The organism is bacterium (assembly GCA_035454885.1).
GTDB lineage: Bacteria > UBA10199 > UBA10199 > JACPAL01.
Map to the genome: position 1 here is coordinate 1 of DATIGE010000068.1, position 15,166 is coordinate 15,166.

A 15,166-nucleotide genomic window follows, 5' to 3' on the forward strand; every position below is an offset into this window, starting at 1 on the left:
CGCCGTCTTCACCCCGCGCTTCGCCGGCGTCCTCGCCTTTGCCGGCTGCGTCACCTGTTGGATCAACAGCGGGACGAACGTCGTCCGCTCCGTCCAGGCCGTCCTCGCGCCCGGCAACATCGCCGCGCTCGGGGGCATGGAGAACTACGCCCTCCTCAAATACGGGCTTGGGTGGTTGCCGACGATCGGCCTCGTCCTCTCGACCGTCTACGCCCTCTACCGTTCGCTCAAACTGCCCAAGCATGATCGCGACGAGGAAGTCACCGCCGGAGTCCCTCCGCCGCCGCAGGGGTGAGAACAACCGTCTACGGTTTTTTGAAGGCGGGCCCTTTTTATCTTGAATTGCCCCGTTGATTCTCTACAAAACGCCCATGCCCGCTCAGGCACAGGCGAAATCCCCCACACGCTTCGGCGCCTCGGATCTTGAGGAAATTTGGTCCTTTCTCTCCCCGTTCGAACGGCTGGAGGGACTTCGCGCGCTCCCCAAGGCCGAGGCCAGCCACTTTTTCCGGAACTTGAGCGCGCGCGACCAGGCGGACCTCATTCTCTCCCTGCCGCCCGACCGCCGTCTTTCCTGGTTGCAGATCCTCGAGCCCGACGACCTGGCCGACATGCTCCAGGAAGTCTCCTCCGAGGACCGGCGCGATCTCATGGTCCCCTTGGACGAGCTCAAGCGCAAGGAAGTGAACGCCCTCCTGGCCTATGCGGAGGACGTGGCCGGCGGCGTCATGAATCCCCGCTTCGTGCGCCTGCGGCCCGATATGACCGTCGAAGAGGCGTTCAGCTACCTCCGCCGCCAGGCCCAGGGCGAGGTCGAAACCTTCTACGAGGCCTACGTGCTCGGCCCCGATCAGCGCCTCCTGGGCGTCGTCGACTTCAAGGGCCTCTTCTCGGCGCCGGACAACTCCGTCATTTGCGACATCATGCGGACGAACGTGGTCACGGCCCCCGAGGACATGGACCAGGAGACCGTGAGCCGCCTCTTCAAACAGTACGACCTGGTCGCGATCCCCGTCGTCGACGCCGAGGGCCGCATGAAGGGCGTCGTGTCGATCGACGACATCGTGGACGTCGTCCAGGAAGAGGCGACGGAGGACATTCAGAAGATGGGCGCGACCGAATCCCTGAACGCGCCTTATCTCAAGGTCGGTTTTTTCGAGATGGTCCGAAAGCGGGCGGGGTGGCTTTCGGCCCTTTTTTTGGGAGAAATGCTGACGGCCACCGCCATGGCGTTCTTCGAGCACGAGATCGCCAAGGCGGTGGTGTTGGCCCTCTTCATCCCCTTGATCATCTCCAGCGGCGGCAACTCAGGCTCGCAGGCGACGACCCTGGTCATCCGCGCCATGGCCCTGGGCGACGTCAGACTCCGCGACTGGTTCAAGGTGATCCGCCGCGAACTCGCGTCGGGACTGGCCTTGGGCCTCATTCTGGGCACGATCGGATACTGCCGGATCATGCTCTGGCCGTCCCGCACGCAGATCTATGGCCAACATTACTCGTGGGTGGCCGCCACCATCTTTTTCAGTCTGATCGGAGTGGTGATGTTCGGGACCATCGCCGGCTCCATGCTCCCCTTCCTGCTTCGCCGCATGAGGCTCGACCCCGCGAGCGCCTCCGCTCCGTTCGTGGCGACCCTCGTGGACGTCACGGGGCTCGTCATCTACTTCACCGTGGCCCAGGTGATCCTGTCGGGGATCCTACTGTGAGGGAACGCCGGCGGCCTTGATCGCCTTCTGGCGCTTGAAGAAGGTGACGAGGACGATCGCGATGGCCGTGAAGGACGATCCGAAGAGGATCGCGATCCCGCCGAAGACGCTCACGAGGATGTCCGTCACCGACTCCTTGGCGATGGACAGGACCGCGCGAGGCGCCCCGTCCGGGACGCCTTCCAACGCCGCCTTCAGCCGGAACCGCCCGGGAGCGGCGGCCGTGAATTCCATGAGCGAAGTGCCCTCGTAACTCCCGAAGGAATACGTCGAGGACATCGAGGATTGGCGCAGGGGGACGGGCCTCCCGTCCGGGAGGGCGACCAAATCGAGCGTGAGTCCGTTGAGACCCTCGCCCTTCGCCGTGGAGTAGATCTTGCCGTCGAGCACGCTCTTGAACTCGTGATGGATCACGTAGGTCCCCGGCTCGGTCAAGGCGAACTCCGACGTCCCGGGGGCGCCGACCCGCACGTAACCCTCTCCGATGGTGCTCAAGAAGGCGAACAGAAAGGCCCCGAAGGCCGCGAGCCCCGCGAGAAACACGAAGCCCGCCAGGACGTAGAGCCACCGCCCGGGACGGATCACCATGGATGACGGAAAGGGTTCGGTCATAGAACCTTCGCCAGCTCCTCGTACAGGTGGATCGCGGACCGGATCGCGCTCTCCCAGTCGCCCAGATGCAGGCTCTCGTTCTCGGCGTGGGCGTTCGAATAAGGGTCTTCGACGCCGATCAGGAGCGCCGGAATCCCTCCCAGCTCCCGCGAGAGAGGCTCCACGAACGGGATCGACCCGCCGCAACCGATGGCGACCGCCTCGCGGCCGTAACCCTTCTTCAGGGCCGAAAAGGCGGCGTGGAACGCCGGGTGCTCGGCGGAGGTGTACCACCACCGGCCGCAGGTCTCCGGCTTGATGACGACCTCCACGTTCCACGGGGCGTTTTCCTTGAGAAACCGGACGAGAGCGTCCTGAACCACCTGAGGCTCCATGTCCGGAACGATGCGGATGCCGATCCGCGCCCAGGCGGAATCGCAGAGGATGTTGCGGGCGTCGTGGCGGCTGGAGGCCTGGATCGCGTTGACCGCGAGCGAAGGACGGCGCCAGAGGGACTCGAAGATGCCGTGGCGCGAGGTCAGGACGTCCACGCCCGTCGTCATCCCCGCCTGTTTCCGGAAGATCCCGTCGTCCGCGGGAAGCGCCGCCAGGTGTTTGATCTCCTCCATCGTGAGCGGGCGGACGCGTTCGTAGATGCCGGGGATCGCGATCGTTCCGTCCTCCTTCGACAGGGCCGCGATCATCCTGGCGAGGGCCTGGACGGGGTCGGGAATCGGCCCGCCCCACATGCCCGAGTGGAGCGAGTGGTCGAGCGAACGGACTTCCACGTTCACCGCCACGAGCCCCCGGAGCGAGGTCGTCACCGACGGCACGCCCACGTCGAAGTTCGTCGTGTCGGTCAGGATCATCGCGTCGGCCTTGAGGAGGTCCCGGTACTTGCGCACGAATTCGCCCAGGTGCCGGCTCCCCGTCTCCTCCTCCCCCTCCACGAAAAGCTTCACGTTGAGGGGCAGGGCCCCCGCCCCGGAAAGCCAGGCATCGATCGCGGCGGTGTGGATGACGATGCCCGCCTTGTCGTCCGCCGTTCCGCGCCCGAAGAGGCGGCCGCCGATTTCGGCCGGTTCGAAGGGATCGGTCTTCCAGAGATCACGGTCGCCGGCCGGTTGAACGTCGTGATGGGCATAGAGCAGAAGGGTCGGGAGATCCGGCGACCGGCGCACTTCCCCAAAGACCGCGGGATGCGAACCTTCGATCTCGAGGATTTGGACGTTCTGAAGGCCGCGCGCCTTGAGGATCTCGACGGTCTTTGCCGCGCTCTTGCGAACCTCGTCGGCCGGGAACCCCGCGAAGGAGACGCTGGGGATGCGCACAAGGTCCTTCAAATCGCCAAGATAGTCGTTCCGGCGGCGGGACAGCGCTTCCAGGGCTTTCTGGAGAAGCATGATCCGAACCTAGTGCGAAACCCTTGGCTTCTCCACCTGAATCTTTTACCCTTTCCAATGATGGACGAGATTCAGCCCATCTTCCTCATCGCCGTCCCCCAGATGGGAGACCCGAATTTTTCCAGAACCGTCGTCCTGGTCCTTCAGAACGACGAGGAGGGGGCGATCGGGCTCGTCATCAACCGCCCGACCCAGATCACCTTGGAGCGTTTCGCCGACGGCCAGGGACTCCCCTGCCACAAACGCCTCGCGGACACCGTCGTCTTCCGCGGCGGCCCCGTCCAGGCCGAGCGCGGCTGGATCCTGCACGCGGACGACTCCGTGGAGGAGCGGCAGGAGGTCATCGCGGGCCTCTACGTCTCGACCGGCAGCGATACGCTGGAAGAACTGATGAAACGCGGCAGCAAGCCTTTGCGGCTGTACCTGGGCTACGCCGGCTGGGGCGCGGGCCAGCTGGAAAAGGAGATGATCGAAGGCGCATGGATCACGGCCGAGGCCCATGCCAAATACATTTTCGAAACGCCCCCGGACAAGCTCTGGAACCAAATCCTCGCGGACCTCGGGGTCGACCCGAACCGGTTGATGGTGGGAACGGGGTTGCACTAGCTTCCATTACGAGCCGTAGCGAGAGCTGTCCCGCGGAAAGCGGGATTGAACGCGACCGTAGGGGCGATCCTTGTGATCGCCCTGGACGAGGCCGCCACGTTGCGGGCGAACACAAGGTTCGCCCCTACCTTCACTATGGAGGTTCAATGAAATATCCAATTGTCGCTGTGCTTTTTACTACGTGTTTTACGATATTCTGCGGATGCAGTTCGGAGAAAGTCTATTTCAAACAGGGCATATCCGGAGGTTCCTCTACCATCGTCTGCAAATTTTTCCATTCTTCCGACGCTGGATTTGGTTCCGAATCTTTCAGCAATTTGAAGCGCCTTATCGGCATTGGAGAGTTCAGAGAGGATCGTTTTTTTAGTTCTGCAAACTCGTCTTCATCTTGTGATGGCAATATTGAAAGGGGTTGCGGGTTCATAGTGACTGCTCTTAACACCGAATCCCCAGAGTTGATAGGCAACATGGGAAACTCACCACTTCTAATCCTGGAGCGAAATGATTCTGAAATATTACTAGTGGAAAGAACCCTAATGGGGGGATTCATTTTGAACCGTATCGATCTAAGGTCCGGTTTGATCGTACAAACAAAAAATATAGGTGGATTAGGCGCAAACTATGGATTCGTAAATGTAGGTCAGTGTAGCGAGAAGATGTGATTTAAGTAGGGGCGAAGCTTGTCTGCGCCCGCTGAGTGGCAACCTCGGCTTTCTCGGGGACGCCCGCCATTTGGGGCGAACATAAGGTTCGCCCCTACACCCTGCCATCGTGCACAACCCGACCCTGCCTAGTAGCCGAAAATCGTTAGCGTGCGCTACGACTCCTTTCGCCACCAGCGCCGTTCCATCCGCCTGAAAGGCTACAATTACGCCTCGCCGGGTCGATACTTCGTCACCATTTGCGCCCACGGGCATTTGCCGCTGCTGGATTCCGCGATCGCGCGGATCATCATCGACAAGGCCTGGCAGGCCCTCCCCGCCCGCTTCCCGCATATCCGCCTCGACGAATTCGTCATCATGCCCAACCATATTCACGGGATCATCGTCATCACCCGCGAACCCCCCTGTAGGGGCGAACCTCGTGTTCGCCCCTACTTGGTTCGCCCCGATCGTGGTCGCCCCGTCACGGGCGAGCATGAAGTTCGCCCCTACATTAAAAATGGAACATTCCCCCACAGCCTTGGCCGGATCATCCAGGCCTTCAAATCGATCACGACCCAGCGCTACGCACATGCGGTCAACGCCGCCCTGGTCGAGACCTTCGAGCGCCGTCTGTGGCAGCGAAATTACTACGAGCGCATCATCAGAAACCGGTATGAAATGGCCCAAGTTCGGCAGTATATTCGGAACAACCCGCAGAACTGGTCGAGGGACCCCGAAAACCCCGATCTGTTCCCCTGTAGGGGCGAACCTTGTGTTCGCCCGCAAGGTGCGGCACCCGATTCCAATGCGTTTTAATTCCTTTCGAGAATTTTACCCCTTTTACCTCAGCCAACACCGCCGCCCGGTCACGCGCGCCTTGCATATTTTAGGTTTGTCGCTCGTCATTTATTGCGCGGGCTACGTCCTGTGGACGGGGCGCTGGCTCGGATTGACGATCATCCCCGTGGCCGGCTACGGCCCAGCTTGGATCGGGCATTTCTTCTTCGAAAGGAACCGGCCGGCGACGTTTCAATATCCTCTCTATAGTTTGATGGGCGATTTCGTCATGTTGAAGGACGTGTTGACCGGCAAAATCAAGATCCTCACGGTCGTCTTTTCCGTCCTGTCCTTTCCGCTCTTCGCCCAATACACGGAGTTTCTCGCGGAGACTGCGCCCGCCGAGACTCAGCGGGTCGAGCCCCAACGGGCGCAAGCCGTCATCCGCTTCACGATCACCAACAACGGGGAGGATGCCGGCGGCAAGGGGCTCTACATGGTCTACCCGGCGGGAGAACGAAAGAAGGAGTTGGGCTACGCCTACTCCGGCATGGAGGCCCGGCTCCCGGCGGGGACCTACGACGTCAAGTTCGTCTACCGCGACGGGGCGGTGAAGAAGGAGATCTGGCAGGAAAGGAAAGTCCTGGAAGACGTCGTCGACGAGACGGTCGAGATGGGCGTGAGCGTCGCCCTCGTGCGCTTCAATTTGACCCACCAAGGAGTCCCGGCGGAAGAACATGGTCGATTTGCGATCTACCCGGCCGATCGGCGCGACGAGGAATTCATCGACGTCCCCTCGGGCGAACAGATCGCCGTCGCCGCGGGCACCTACGACGTCCGCCTTCGTTATAAGGAAGGAACGGTGACGAAGGAGCGTTGGCTCCCGAAACAGGTCCTGGAAGGGGCCGTCGAGCGATCGGTCGAGATGAAGTCGGCGCCCGCCCTTCCTGAAACCCGGCCCAGCCCCGAGACGGCCCCGCAGACGATGCCGGCCGAGACCTTGCCGGTCGAAACACTCCCGGTCGAGACGCGTCCGGCCGCTGCCGAGACAAGGGCCGCCCCCGAGACCCGGCCCGCGGAGTCCCTGCCCGCCGCGAGGCCGCCCGAGCCCCAGGGACTCCCCGCACCCCCGAGGCTTTTCGGCGTCGCGCCCGGCTGCTCGCTACGTTACGGAGCTATTCCATGAACGAGATCCTGGAGGTCATCCCGGTCGGGCCTTTTCAGTGCAATTGCATCATCCTTGCGGATGCGGCGTCCTTGGACGCCGTCGTCATCGACCCCGGCGACGAGGTCTCGAAGATCCTGGCGCGGATCGAGGGCTACGGGCTCGCCGTCCGGTCGATCGTCCACACCCACACGCACATCGACCACATCGGCGGGACGACCAAACTCCGGGAAAAGACAAACGCCCGCGTGATGCTGCACAAGGAAGACCTGTTTCTCTACGAGAACATGGCGGAACAGGCGCGGTTTTTGCGGCTTCCGCCCGGGAAGGCCATGACGCCGGTGCCGCCGGATGAGTATCTGGTGGATGGCCATGCGTTGAGGGCCGGGGCCTGGGAGGGCGTGACGATTCACACTCCGGGCCACACTCCCGGCTCGTGCGCCTTCTTTTTTCCCAAATTCAAGGACGTTGGGATTCTCTTTCCCGGGGATACCCTCTTCGCGGGAAGCATCGGCCGGACGGACTTATGGAAGGGTGACTACGATCAGGAGATCGGTTCGATCAAAAAGAAGCTTCTCTGTCTCGGGGATGAAACAATTGTGGTCCCCGGCCATGGACCGGGGACCACAATCGGCTTCGAAAAGCGGAACAATCCGTTTCTTACCTGACTATCTCTTGCCGAGGATCGAATCCTTGGCGGCCTTGGCCACGCGGAACTTCACCACGCGCTTGGCCGGGATCTTGATCGGCTGGCCGGTCTGGGGATTGCGGCCCATGCGCGCCTTGCGGTTCACGAGCACGAGCTTGCCCAAGCCCGGGAGCGTGAAGCTGTTCTTGGCTTCCTTGTAGGCCAAGGCGACCAGCTGTTCGATGACGTTGTTGACCTGCTTCTTCGGCAGATCGCACTTATCGGCAACCGCGCCGATGACCTGTGACTTCGTGAGTGTTTTTCCCATAAATTTTCTCCTCCCTTGAAAGGTGCGCGATTCCTAACAAGCCCCCAAGCGGCTGTCTAATGATTTCTTGCGTTTTTGGCCGGAAAATTGCGTTTTTTACACAATCCGGTTTCGTCGCCACCCGTTTTGGAACGCGCGGATGTTTCGGGCGATCTCGTCGACGAGCCTCTGCCGCGACTCCCGGCTCGCCCAAGCGACGTGGGGCGTCATGAGAATTTTCCCCCGCAGGCGGCGATCCAGCAGGGGGTGCTTTTGCAGTGGCGGCTCCCGGGACAGGACGTCCGTCGCGTACCCCGCCAATCGTCCCTTCAAGAGCGCTTGGGCGACGTCCTCCTCCGACACGACGGCCCCGCGTGACAGGTTCAGCAGGAAGGCACCCGGCCTCATCCAACCCAGCGTCGTCCTATTAATAAGGTGGCGCGTGGCGGCGGCGAGAGGACAATGCAGGCTCACGAAATCGCTCAAGCGCAGGACCTCCTGGAGGGATTTTCGCTTGGGCGTCGCGGGATAGCGCCGGCCCGGCAACCTGGCTATAGCAATCTTCATGCCGAACGCCCGAGCCAGGCGGGCCACCCGGCGGCCGATGGCCCCGTAGCCCAAGACACCCAGGGTTTTACCGCAAAGGTCCGCGTAAGGGTGGTCCAGGAGGGCGAAGCGCCCGGAACGGCTCCATTCGGACCAGGCCGCCTCATGATGCTCCCGGAGCCTGTGAGAGCAGGCCAATAAGAACAGCAGCGCGTGCTCGGCGACGGTCGCCGTGGAATAACCCGCCACGTTGGCGACGGCGATCTTTTTCCGTCGCGCGGCGGCAAGATCGACGTTGTTCACGCCTGTGGCCGCGACGGCGATGAGCTTGAGCCGCGGCAAGGCCGCGATTTCAGGGGCCCCCAACACGCACTTGTTGGTGACGACCGCGTCGGAGCCGCGGGCGCGCGAAACAACTTGCGACGGGGGCGTATCCGCGAAAGCGCGGTAGGAACCCAGGCGCCGGAGCGGCGAAATATCGACGTCCCCCAAGTCAACCGTCCCCGCGTCCAGAAAGACAATCTTCACGCAGCAACGCGTAAAAATTTTCGCCGGATTTGGGAAGGTTTTTCTTGACCGTCTTGCTCAATGATGGTTGAAGCGGAGCGTAAGAATGTTCCGTCCTTTTCTTACACTCCTCTTGATCGTATTCTCCGTCTCAACCGCGCAAGCCGTCACGTTCACGGGCAACGTCGACGCCGATTTTCCTCCGGAGGCCTGCTTCGCCGACAATGCAACGACGGACGTGGGCGTGCCCGCCACCTTTCCGGCGGGCGTGATCAGCGGTTGGGACGTCGACCGGATCTGCTTTCTGTACAACCGCCCTTCGGATACGCTTTATGTGGGCATCCGCACGTTCGACAACGGCGGCGTTCCCGTCATCTTCGGCGACGCGGACGGCGACGGCAATCCCGGCGGCTCGAGGCCCGAGCTGATCGCCGCCGGCGGCCAGGATTTTCCGAACCTGAGCGTCGAGGAATATTTCGCGCTCATCCTCGACTTCGACGCCGGCGGGCTCTCGGACCTGGGCGACACGCCTGAGGTCGTCGCGGGCGTCACCGACAGCCAGCAACTCCCGGGCGGTTTTCGTGTGAGCGAGGTGGCCCAGCCGCCCTTGAGCATCAACTCATCGTTCTCCGCGGCCTATTACGGGCCCGCCGTCGCCTCCAGTTCCGGAAGCTCCGTCTTCGTCTCCCCCAGCGCGGGGGCCCCTCATCTGGAATTTACCATCACGGGGTTTTCCCAGCTTCCGGGTTTTTCCTCGATCCCGCCGACGAACCCCGACGCGGACGTCGGGCTCGCCTTTAAGGACGGCAGCCTGGGCGACGACGGCATCGGCGACGACGAGATCCTGGCGTTTTTGAACATCTCCGACTTTTTCGACGACGACGGCGACGACGTCCCGAACGGCAGCGATCCCGATTCCGACAACGACGGTATTCCGGATGTGACCGAAGAGGATCTCGACGGCAACGACGGCGACGGGAGCTGCGATTTGAGCCCCGCCGAGGCCGCGGCCTCGGGACAAGACATCGACGGGGACGGCGACGTGGACGTCAACGACGCCTTCACCCCCAACGACCAGGACGGCGACGGCACCCCTGACTTCCTCGACGCGGACACGGACAACGACGGCATCTGCGACATTTGGGAAGGGAACACCCAACCCTTCGACGCGAACGGGGACGGCGTCATTTCGCCGGACGAGTTCGATACGATCGACCAGGGCGGCAACTATCCCGGCGGCAACGGCGACGGATGCGTCCACGGGAACGAACTACCGGACACCGACGGCGACGGGACGGACGATTTCCGCGATCTGGACAGCGACGGCGACGGGCTCCCCGATGCGGACGAGGCGGGTTCGGGCGCCCAGAACTGCGGCGCACCCACGGACACGGACGGCGACGGGACGCCGGACTACCGGGACCCGGACAGCGACAACGACGGCCTGCCCGACGGCGACGAGGGACCCATCGGCACGGACCCGCTCGACCCGGATTCGGACGACGACGGGGTTTCGGACGGTGAGGAAGTCGCCGCGGGGGATGACCCTCTCTATCCCGGCGAAGGGTTGGACCCGGACGTGAGCGTTCCCAACAGCGGCCAGGCGGTACAAATTCAGGGCAGCGGTTTCGGGGGTTGTTCTCTCATTCATGATTAAGCGCAGATTCGCCTCCCTCCTGATTCTCATTTCCTTCGCCTTCGCCCCCTTACAGGCTTGGGCGCTCAACGCCGAACAGTTCCGGCCCCACTTCGACGGTTACGGCCTCGTCAACCTTCTTGACCACCGGACGCTCCCCAAGCAGGCCTGGAGCGTGGGACTGGGCCTAAGCTTTGCGCAGAATCCCGTCGAGCTGGGTCTCGTCTCCACGGGCCAGCGGCTGGATTCCCTCATCGACTACCACATCAACATGACGCTCAACGGGGCCTATGGCATCACCGACTGGGTGACCGTCGGCCTCTTCGTCCCCTTCTTCCCCAACCTCAAGGTGGAGCCGGTCGGCACGAGCGTCGGGCGGTCGTCGGCCGCCTTCGGCGACATCGGCGTCGCGGCCAAATTCAAGCTCTGGGAGAGGGGTGACGCCGCTCAGGACGACGTCCATATGGGTGTCGCGGTCTCGCCCTTTCTCACCTTCCCCAGCGGGGACGCAGGCAAGTTCACGGGCGATGCCAACGTCACCGGCGGCCTCAAGGGCGCCTACGACGTCACGCTCTGGAAGAACAAGATCGTCGCGAATCTGGGCTTCCGGTTCCGCGAAAAGGAAACCCTGCTCAATTTGCAGGTGGGCCAGGAGCTTCTCTTCGGCGTCGGCTACACCCGGCCGGTCTACGAACCCTGGGATTTCCACGTGCTGACCGAGATCGACGGATCGACGACCTTGAACGGCTTCGGCAGCCGGGCAAACCGCTCGCCGCTGGAATGGCTTTTCGGTCTTCGTAAGGGATTCATGAAAAGCCGGTTGAACGCGACGGTGGGCGCCGGGCTGGGGATCACCAACGGTTACGGCACGCCCGATTACCGCGTCTTCGGCCTGCTGACCTACAGCGCCCCGCCGATCGAGCGGAAGCCGAGACCCAAGGTCATCGAAAAGACCGTCACCGTCTACAAGCACGCGCGGATCGAAGGCGGCCAGATCAAGATCCTCGAGCCCATCCACTTCGACACGGCCAAGTGGACGATCAAGCCGGAGTCGCTCCCCATCGTCCAGGACGTGGCGTCGATCATGAAGAACACGCCGTACATCCGCAAAGTCCAGGTCCAGGGGCACACGGACTACCGCGGCTCCGAGGAGTACAACCAGAATCTCTCGAACAACCGCGCCAAGGCGGTTATGGACAAACTGATCGAGTACGGCGTCGAACCCGAGCGTCTCGAATCCGTCGGCCGCGGGGAGCTCCAACCCATCGCCACCAACAAGACCGCCGAGGGCATGGCCCAGAACCGCCGCACGGAGTTCCACATCATCTCCGTCCAGGAGATCGAGCGGAAGGAAGAGGTCATCGAGAAGAAGACGAAGACGATCAAACGGTAGATCTAGGGTTTGATCTCGAAGAGCTCGCAGAGGATCCGTCCGGTCATCCCCCATATTTCGTGGCCTTCAAAGAGGATGTGCGGATCGAGGAAGACCCTGCCCTGCCATTCCTTTCTCAAGAAACGGACGTTCTTGGGGTTGCTCAGATAGGAAAAGGGGACGGAAAAGACGGCCGCGATCTCGTTCGGGTTGGGCGTAAAAACGAGCGGCTCTTCGACCTGGCCGATAAAGGGCGTCACCCGGAACCCCGTGGGCGTGTATTGACGTCCGAGCTCCCGTACGAGCGCCACGCGCCGGGGGTCCAGGCCGATCTCCTCCTGGCATTCGCGCAGCGCCGTCTCCCAGAGCGTCAAGTCCCCCGGGTCGCGCGCACCGCCCGGAAAACAGATCTGCCCCTTGTGATGGACGACCTCCTCGGTACGCTTGGTCAGGATGAGGTGATCCTCGTCCCTCCGGCGATACACGGGAATCATCACCGCCGCGTCCACCCAGTCATTTCTCTCTTGTTCGGCGATCGAGCCCCAATCCATGCTTGGCAGTAAAGCCCCGGGCGGAGAAAGAATCAAGGGGTGCTCGGCGGAGAGCGGTCGCTCCCCCCGCTATAAAGGATAGACACGCGCCGCCGCGTACGGGCCCGACTGGATCAGGTCGCCGTCCAGGAAGAGCGAGGGCCCCGCCTCTCCGAACCCGAGCATGACCGATCGGATGATCGCGCGCGTGGCCAGGTTGAAGAAGGTCACCGATCCCGCGTTGAAGTCCGTGACCGACGCCAGCCCCAGGCCGTCTTCCACGTTCACGCTCGAATGGAACTGGCTCCCCGCGACGCTCCGGGAGACGATTGCTCCCGATTCGAGGTCGACGAAAAGGACGCCGGCGCCGTTGGAGCTGCCGATGACCGCCGTCCTTCCGTCCGCCGTGATCGCAAGTCCGCCCGAGAGCTGGGCCCGGAAGGCCCCGAGCGGGATCGTCCGCACGATCGCCTCCGAGTTGACGTCGATCAGGTTCAAGGACGACTCGGCGGTTCCTCCCTGGGAAGGTCCGCTGTTCAGGACAACCAGCGTGGAGGCGCCCCTCAAGGCGAGTCCCGTCGGGTTCTTGCCCGTCACGTCGATCGTGCGCACGCTCCCTTCCTGCGCGACGCCGGAGGCGCTGAGCGGATAAACCAGGATCCGGCCGGTTCCGAACGTGACCGTGAAGTCAGCGTTCACCGTCCCGTTCGCCGCCGCCACGAAGAGCTTGTCTCCCGCGTAAACCGCCCCGCCCCCAAAGTTGTTGCCGGAGGGGAAGGCGATGAACCGCTGGCTGGGGGCGGTTCCCACCGACAATTCATAAAAACCGTCGTTCGCCGTGAGGACCGCCTTGGCGCCCGAGGGCCTCTTGGTTAGGTGGTTCAAGAAACGCGAGGGCTCTTCCGGCAATTCCAGGAAGGCAGACGAGGGAATGGGCCGCAATGACGACGCCGGATCGAGGCTGAACAAATGGCTCCGGTCGCCGGCCATGCCGCCCCCCGCGGTCCCCACGCCGAGGAGGCGTTCCGCGTCATCACGCAGGGAGGACGGGTAGTGGGACGGCAGGGCCGCGAAGCCCGACTCGACGCCGAAATCCGTCGGAACGCCCGTGTCCAGGCCGCCGTCGGTCCCGCCCGTTCCGCCGTCCGGCCGGGCCGCGGGATTGGCGTTTTCGCCGCAACCGACGACCGTCGCGGCGACCAATCCTCCCAAGCCGGCGAGAAACCCGCGCCGGCTGATGTCCTGCCCTTGCAAACCCCGCGCCGCCTGAGAAACGGCCAAGGCGTTGTTGATGCCGAACAGACCGTTGATGAAGTTCATGATGTCTCCTCGCTTTTTTCTATTTCGGTAAGGTTCCGTGAATGACCGCCACCGCGTCCAAATCGAATCCCCGCGTCCCCGGCCCGATCGGCCCGAGGCCCAGGCCGCTGTCCCGGATGCGCACGAAGCGCGCGCGCATCAGACCCACGTCGTTCAGGTCGAACGCATCTCCCCCCGAAACCGCGGGGTCGGTGGGATCGACGTCGTTCAAGTCGGCGTTGGCCAGGACGGGCGTCACGCCCGCGCATCCCGCATAGGGCGCGGCGGACGCGTCGCAGGCAAACTCGACGAAGTTCACGCCGTCCTCGGAGACGCCGACGATCCCCGGCTCGGCGAAGGTCACGCCCGAGCTTCCGCTGACCAGAAAGGCGTTTTCGAAGACCGTGAAGTCCGGCCCGTCCCCGTCGAAAATGAGAAAGTCCGTCATCTCGAGGACGATCTCGCCGCCGAGGCCCAAGGAGAGGACGTGGAAAGAGCCCTGAAAGAGCCCTCCCCCGCGCGGCGCTCCGAGCACGATGCCCGGCAGGTCCTCCTCATTGAACCCGCCGCCGTCGCCGATGTGGAAGGAAACGACCCGGTCCGCGAAGGGATCGGCGCCCGCCGGCAGCGGGGCTTCGACCGGGCCATCCTCCGGACGCGGGTCCGGGGGCGTCTCGCCGTCCGAGGGTCCATCGGACGGCGGCTCCTCGGGAGGTATCGCCGGCTCGCCGTCCACCCCCTCATCGACAGGGGGTTCCGGAGATTCGGACGGGTTCGGCTCCTCCGGCGACACCGGTTGGAAACCGGGCGAGGTGCTGTACTGGACAACCCTTCTCGCGGGAAATTCCCCCGCGTTACAACCGGCGACGGCAAAGGCAACGGCGATGGAAAGACAAAACCTCTTCACGGCGACCTCTCAATGAAGGCGATCGAGGACGGCATCGGCCCGGTGTTGATCGGCCCGTCGACGACGTCCCCGGTCGCGGGGTCCAAAAAGAGAATCCCGTTCACCGTGGGGTCGCGGTCTCCCACCAGGAGACGGCCGTTGGCGTCGACGGCGATTTCCTGGATATAGGCCGCGCCTTCGTACAACGTTTGGATGTCCCGGGGGCCGGCGAAGTCCAAATTGAACGAAACCACGCTGGTCGAATACACGGTCTTGCCGTCGTTCTCGGTCCCCACCGTCACGAAGCCCCGGCCTCCGTGCACCTCGATGTCGCCCGGCGCACCGCCCAGGTCGTTGTCGGTGACGAATACTCCCAGGCTCGTCAGACCCTCGGGGTCCACGACCTCGACACCGCCGTAGGACGTGCCCAAATTGAAATAATCGGCGCAGGCCACGTAGAGGAGGGCTGTCTCGTTCGAATACGCCATCGCGACGGGATCGCGGCAGGACAGAACGACGGAGTCGGCGACGGCGTCGGTGGCCAGATCAATCGCCACGATCTT

General features: G+C 63.2%; 16 protein-coding genes and 1 pseudogene. 9 read left to right on the forward strand and 8 right to left on the reverse strand.

Going from position 1 to position 15,166, the window contains the following annotated elements:
* Both VLJ37_11875 and mgtE read left to right on the forward strand, forming a co-directional pair.
* The coding region (locus VLJ37_11875) for a hypothetical protein (protein HSA60368.1) at positions 1-295 on the forward strand (295 nt) is incomplete at its 5' end.
* Positions 296-371: 76 nt separating this feature from the next.
* Positions 372-1,706, forward strand: coding sequence for a magnesium transporter (gene mgtE, locus VLJ37_11880; protein HSA60369.1), 1,335 nt, complete (start codon positions 372-374; stop codon positions 1,704-1,706).
* Here mgtE and VLJ37_11885 read toward each other — a convergent pair.
* Together VLJ37_11885 and VLJ37_11890 are read right to left on the reverse strand one after the other, a co-directional pair.
* Positions 1,698-2,318, reverse strand: a complete 621-nt coding sequence (locus tag VLJ37_11885; protein HSA60370.1) for a hypothetical protein — start codon at positions 2,316-2,318, stop codon at positions 1,698-1,700. The two genes, mgtE and VLJ37_11885, sit on opposite strands and share 9 nt — an antisense overlap.
* A complete protein-coding gene (locus VLJ37_11890) occupies positions 2,315-3,700 on the reverse strand; it encodes a M20/M25/M40 family metallo-hydrolase (GenBank protein HSA60371.1) in 1,386 nt (461 codons plus the stop codon). The genes VLJ37_11885 and VLJ37_11890 overlap by 4 nt, the downstream gene beginning before the upstream one ends.
* A gap of 57 nt (positions 3,701-3,757) precedes the next feature.
* Here VLJ37_11890 and VLJ37_11895 point away from each other — a divergent pair, with 57 nt between their 5' ends.
* The 5 genes and pseudogenes from VLJ37_11895 to VLJ37_11915 all read left to right on the forward strand — a co-directional run bounded on the left by VLJ37_11895 (position 3,758) and on the right by VLJ37_11915 (position 7,560).
* A complete protein-coding gene (locus tag VLJ37_11895) occupies positions 3,758-4,306 on the forward strand; it encodes a YqgE/AlgH family protein (GenBank protein ID HSA60372.1) in 549 nt (182 codons plus the stop codon).
* 146 nt (positions 4,307-4,452) lie between these two features.
* Complete coding sequence (locus tag VLJ37_11900; protein HSA60373.1) at positions 4,453-4,968, forward strand: hypothetical protein; 516 nt, start codon at positions 4,453-4,455, stop codon at positions 4,966-4,968.
* Positions 4,969-5,118: 150 nt separating this feature from the next.
* Complete coding sequence (locus VLJ37_11905; GenBank protein ID HSA60374.1) at positions 5,119-5,766, forward strand: transposase; 648 nt, start codon at positions 5,119-5,121, stop codon at positions 5,764-5,766.
* Positions 5,756-6,049: pseudogene (locus tag VLJ37_11910) on the forward strand (DUF962 domain-containing protein). Before VLJ37_11905 ends, VLJ37_11910 begins: the two are co-directional and overlap by 11 nt.
* Before the next feature lie 860 nt (positions 6,050-6,909).
* Complete coding sequence (locus tag VLJ37_11915) at positions 6,910-7,560, forward strand: MBL fold metallo-hydrolase (GenBank protein HSA60375.1); 651 nt, start codon at positions 6,910-6,912, stop codon at positions 7,558-7,560.
* On the opposite strand, the gene VLJ37_11920 is transcribed toward VLJ37_11915, so the two are convergent.
* Together VLJ37_11920 and VLJ37_11925 are read right to left on the reverse strand one after the other, a co-directional pair.
* Positions 7,561-7,848 carry an HU family DNA-binding protein gene (locus VLJ37_11920; protein ID HSA60376.1) on the reverse strand — a complete coding sequence of 96 codons (288 nt, stop codon included), beginning with the start codon at positions 7,846-7,848 and terminating at the stop codon, positions 7,561-7,563.
* A 96-nt stretch (positions 7,849-7,944) separates the two neighbouring features.
* Complete coding sequence (locus VLJ37_11925; GenBank protein ID HSA60377.1) at positions 7,945-8,901, reverse strand: D-2-hydroxyacid dehydrogenase; 957 nt, start codon at positions 8,899-8,901, stop codon at positions 7,945-7,947.
* A gap of 85 nt (positions 8,902-8,986) precedes the next feature.
* On the opposite strand from VLJ37_11925, the gene VLJ37_11930 reads away from it, so the two are divergent.
* Together VLJ37_11930 and VLJ37_11935 are read left to right on the forward strand one after the other, a co-directional pair.
* Positions 8,987-10,537 (forward strand): hypothetical protein, encoded by a 1,551-nt coding sequence (locus VLJ37_11930; GenBank protein ID HSA60378.1) that lies wholly within the window; start codon positions 8,987-8,989, stop codon positions 10,535-10,537.
* On the forward strand, positions 10,530-11,909 hold the full coding sequence (locus tag VLJ37_11935) for an OmpA family protein (protein ID HSA60379.1): 1,380 nt from the start codon (positions 10,530-10,532) through the stop codon (positions 11,907-11,909). The genes VLJ37_11930 and VLJ37_11935 overlap by 8 nt, the downstream gene beginning before the upstream one ends.
* 2 nt (positions 11,910-11,911) lie before the next feature.
* Here VLJ37_11935 and VLJ37_11940 read toward each other — a convergent pair whose 3' ends face one another.
* From VLJ37_11940 to VLJ37_11955, 4 genes are all read right to left on the reverse strand, one after another.
* On the reverse strand, positions 11,912-12,439 hold the full coding sequence (locus VLJ37_11940) for a CoA pyrophosphatase (GenBank protein ID HSA60380.1): 528 nt from the start codon (positions 12,437-12,439) through the stop codon (positions 11,912-11,914).
* A gap of 69 nt (positions 12,440-12,508) precedes the next feature.
* Positions 12,509-13,738 (reverse strand): hypothetical protein, encoded by a 1,230-nt coding sequence (locus VLJ37_11945; protein HSA60381.1) that lies wholly within the window; start codon positions 13,736-13,738, stop codon positions 12,509-12,511.
* Between the two features lie 19 nt (positions 13,739-13,757).
* On the reverse strand, positions 13,758-14,624 hold the full coding sequence (locus tag VLJ37_11950) for a cell surface protein (protein ID HSA60382.1): 867 nt from the start codon (positions 14,622-14,624) through the stop codon (positions 13,758-13,760).
* The coding region (locus tag VLJ37_11955) for a hypothetical protein (protein HSA60383.1) at positions 14,621-15,166 on the reverse strand (546 nt) is incomplete at its 5' end. The genes VLJ37_11955 and VLJ37_11950, both read right to left, overlap by 4 nt.

Bases quoted from the DNA above. Each gene is read 5' to 3' on its own strand.
- VLJ37_11940 (HSA60380.1), bottom strand. From the start codon at position 12,439: ATGGATTGGGGCTCGATCGCCGAACAAGAGAGAAATGACTGGGTGGAC.
- VLJ37_11935 (HSA60379.1), top strand. From the start codon at position 10,530: ATGATTAAGCGCAGATTCGCCTCCCTCCTGATTCTCATTTCCTTCGCC.
- VLJ37_11945 (HSA60381.1), bottom strand. From the start codon at position 13,738: ATGAACTTCATCAACGGTCTGTTCGGCATCAACAACGCCTTGGCCGTT.
- VLJ37_11920 (HSA60376.1), bottom strand. From the start codon at position 7,848: ATGGGAAAAACACTCACGAAGTCACAGGTCATCGGCGCGGTTGCCGAT.
- VLJ37_11930 (HSA60378.1), top strand. From the start codon at position 8,987: ATGTTCCGTCCTTTTCTTACACTCCTCTTGATCGTATTCTCCGTCTCA.
- VLJ37_11895 (HSA60372.1), top strand. From the start codon at position 3,758: ATGATGGACGAGATTCAGCCCATCTTCCTCATCGCCGTCCCCCAGATG.
- mgtE (HSA60369.1), top strand. From the start codon at position 372: ATGCCCGCTCAGGCACAGGCGAAATCCCCCACACGCTTCGGCGCCTCG.
- VLJ37_11915 (HSA60375.1), top strand. From the start codon at position 6,910: ATGAACGAGATCCTGGAGGTCATCCCGGTCGGGCCTTTTCAGTGCAAT.
- VLJ37_11885 (HSA60370.1), bottom strand. From the start codon at position 2,318: ATGACCGAACCCTTTCCGTCATCCATGGTGATCCGTCCCGGGCGGTGG.
- VLJ37_11890 (HSA60371.1), bottom strand. From the start codon at position 3,700: ATGCTTCTCCAGAAAGCCCTGGAAGCGCTGTCCCGCCGCCGGAACGAC.
- VLJ37_11900 (HSA60373.1), top strand. From the start codon at position 4,453: ATGAAATATCCAATTGTCGCTGTGCTTTTTACTACGTGTTTTACGATA.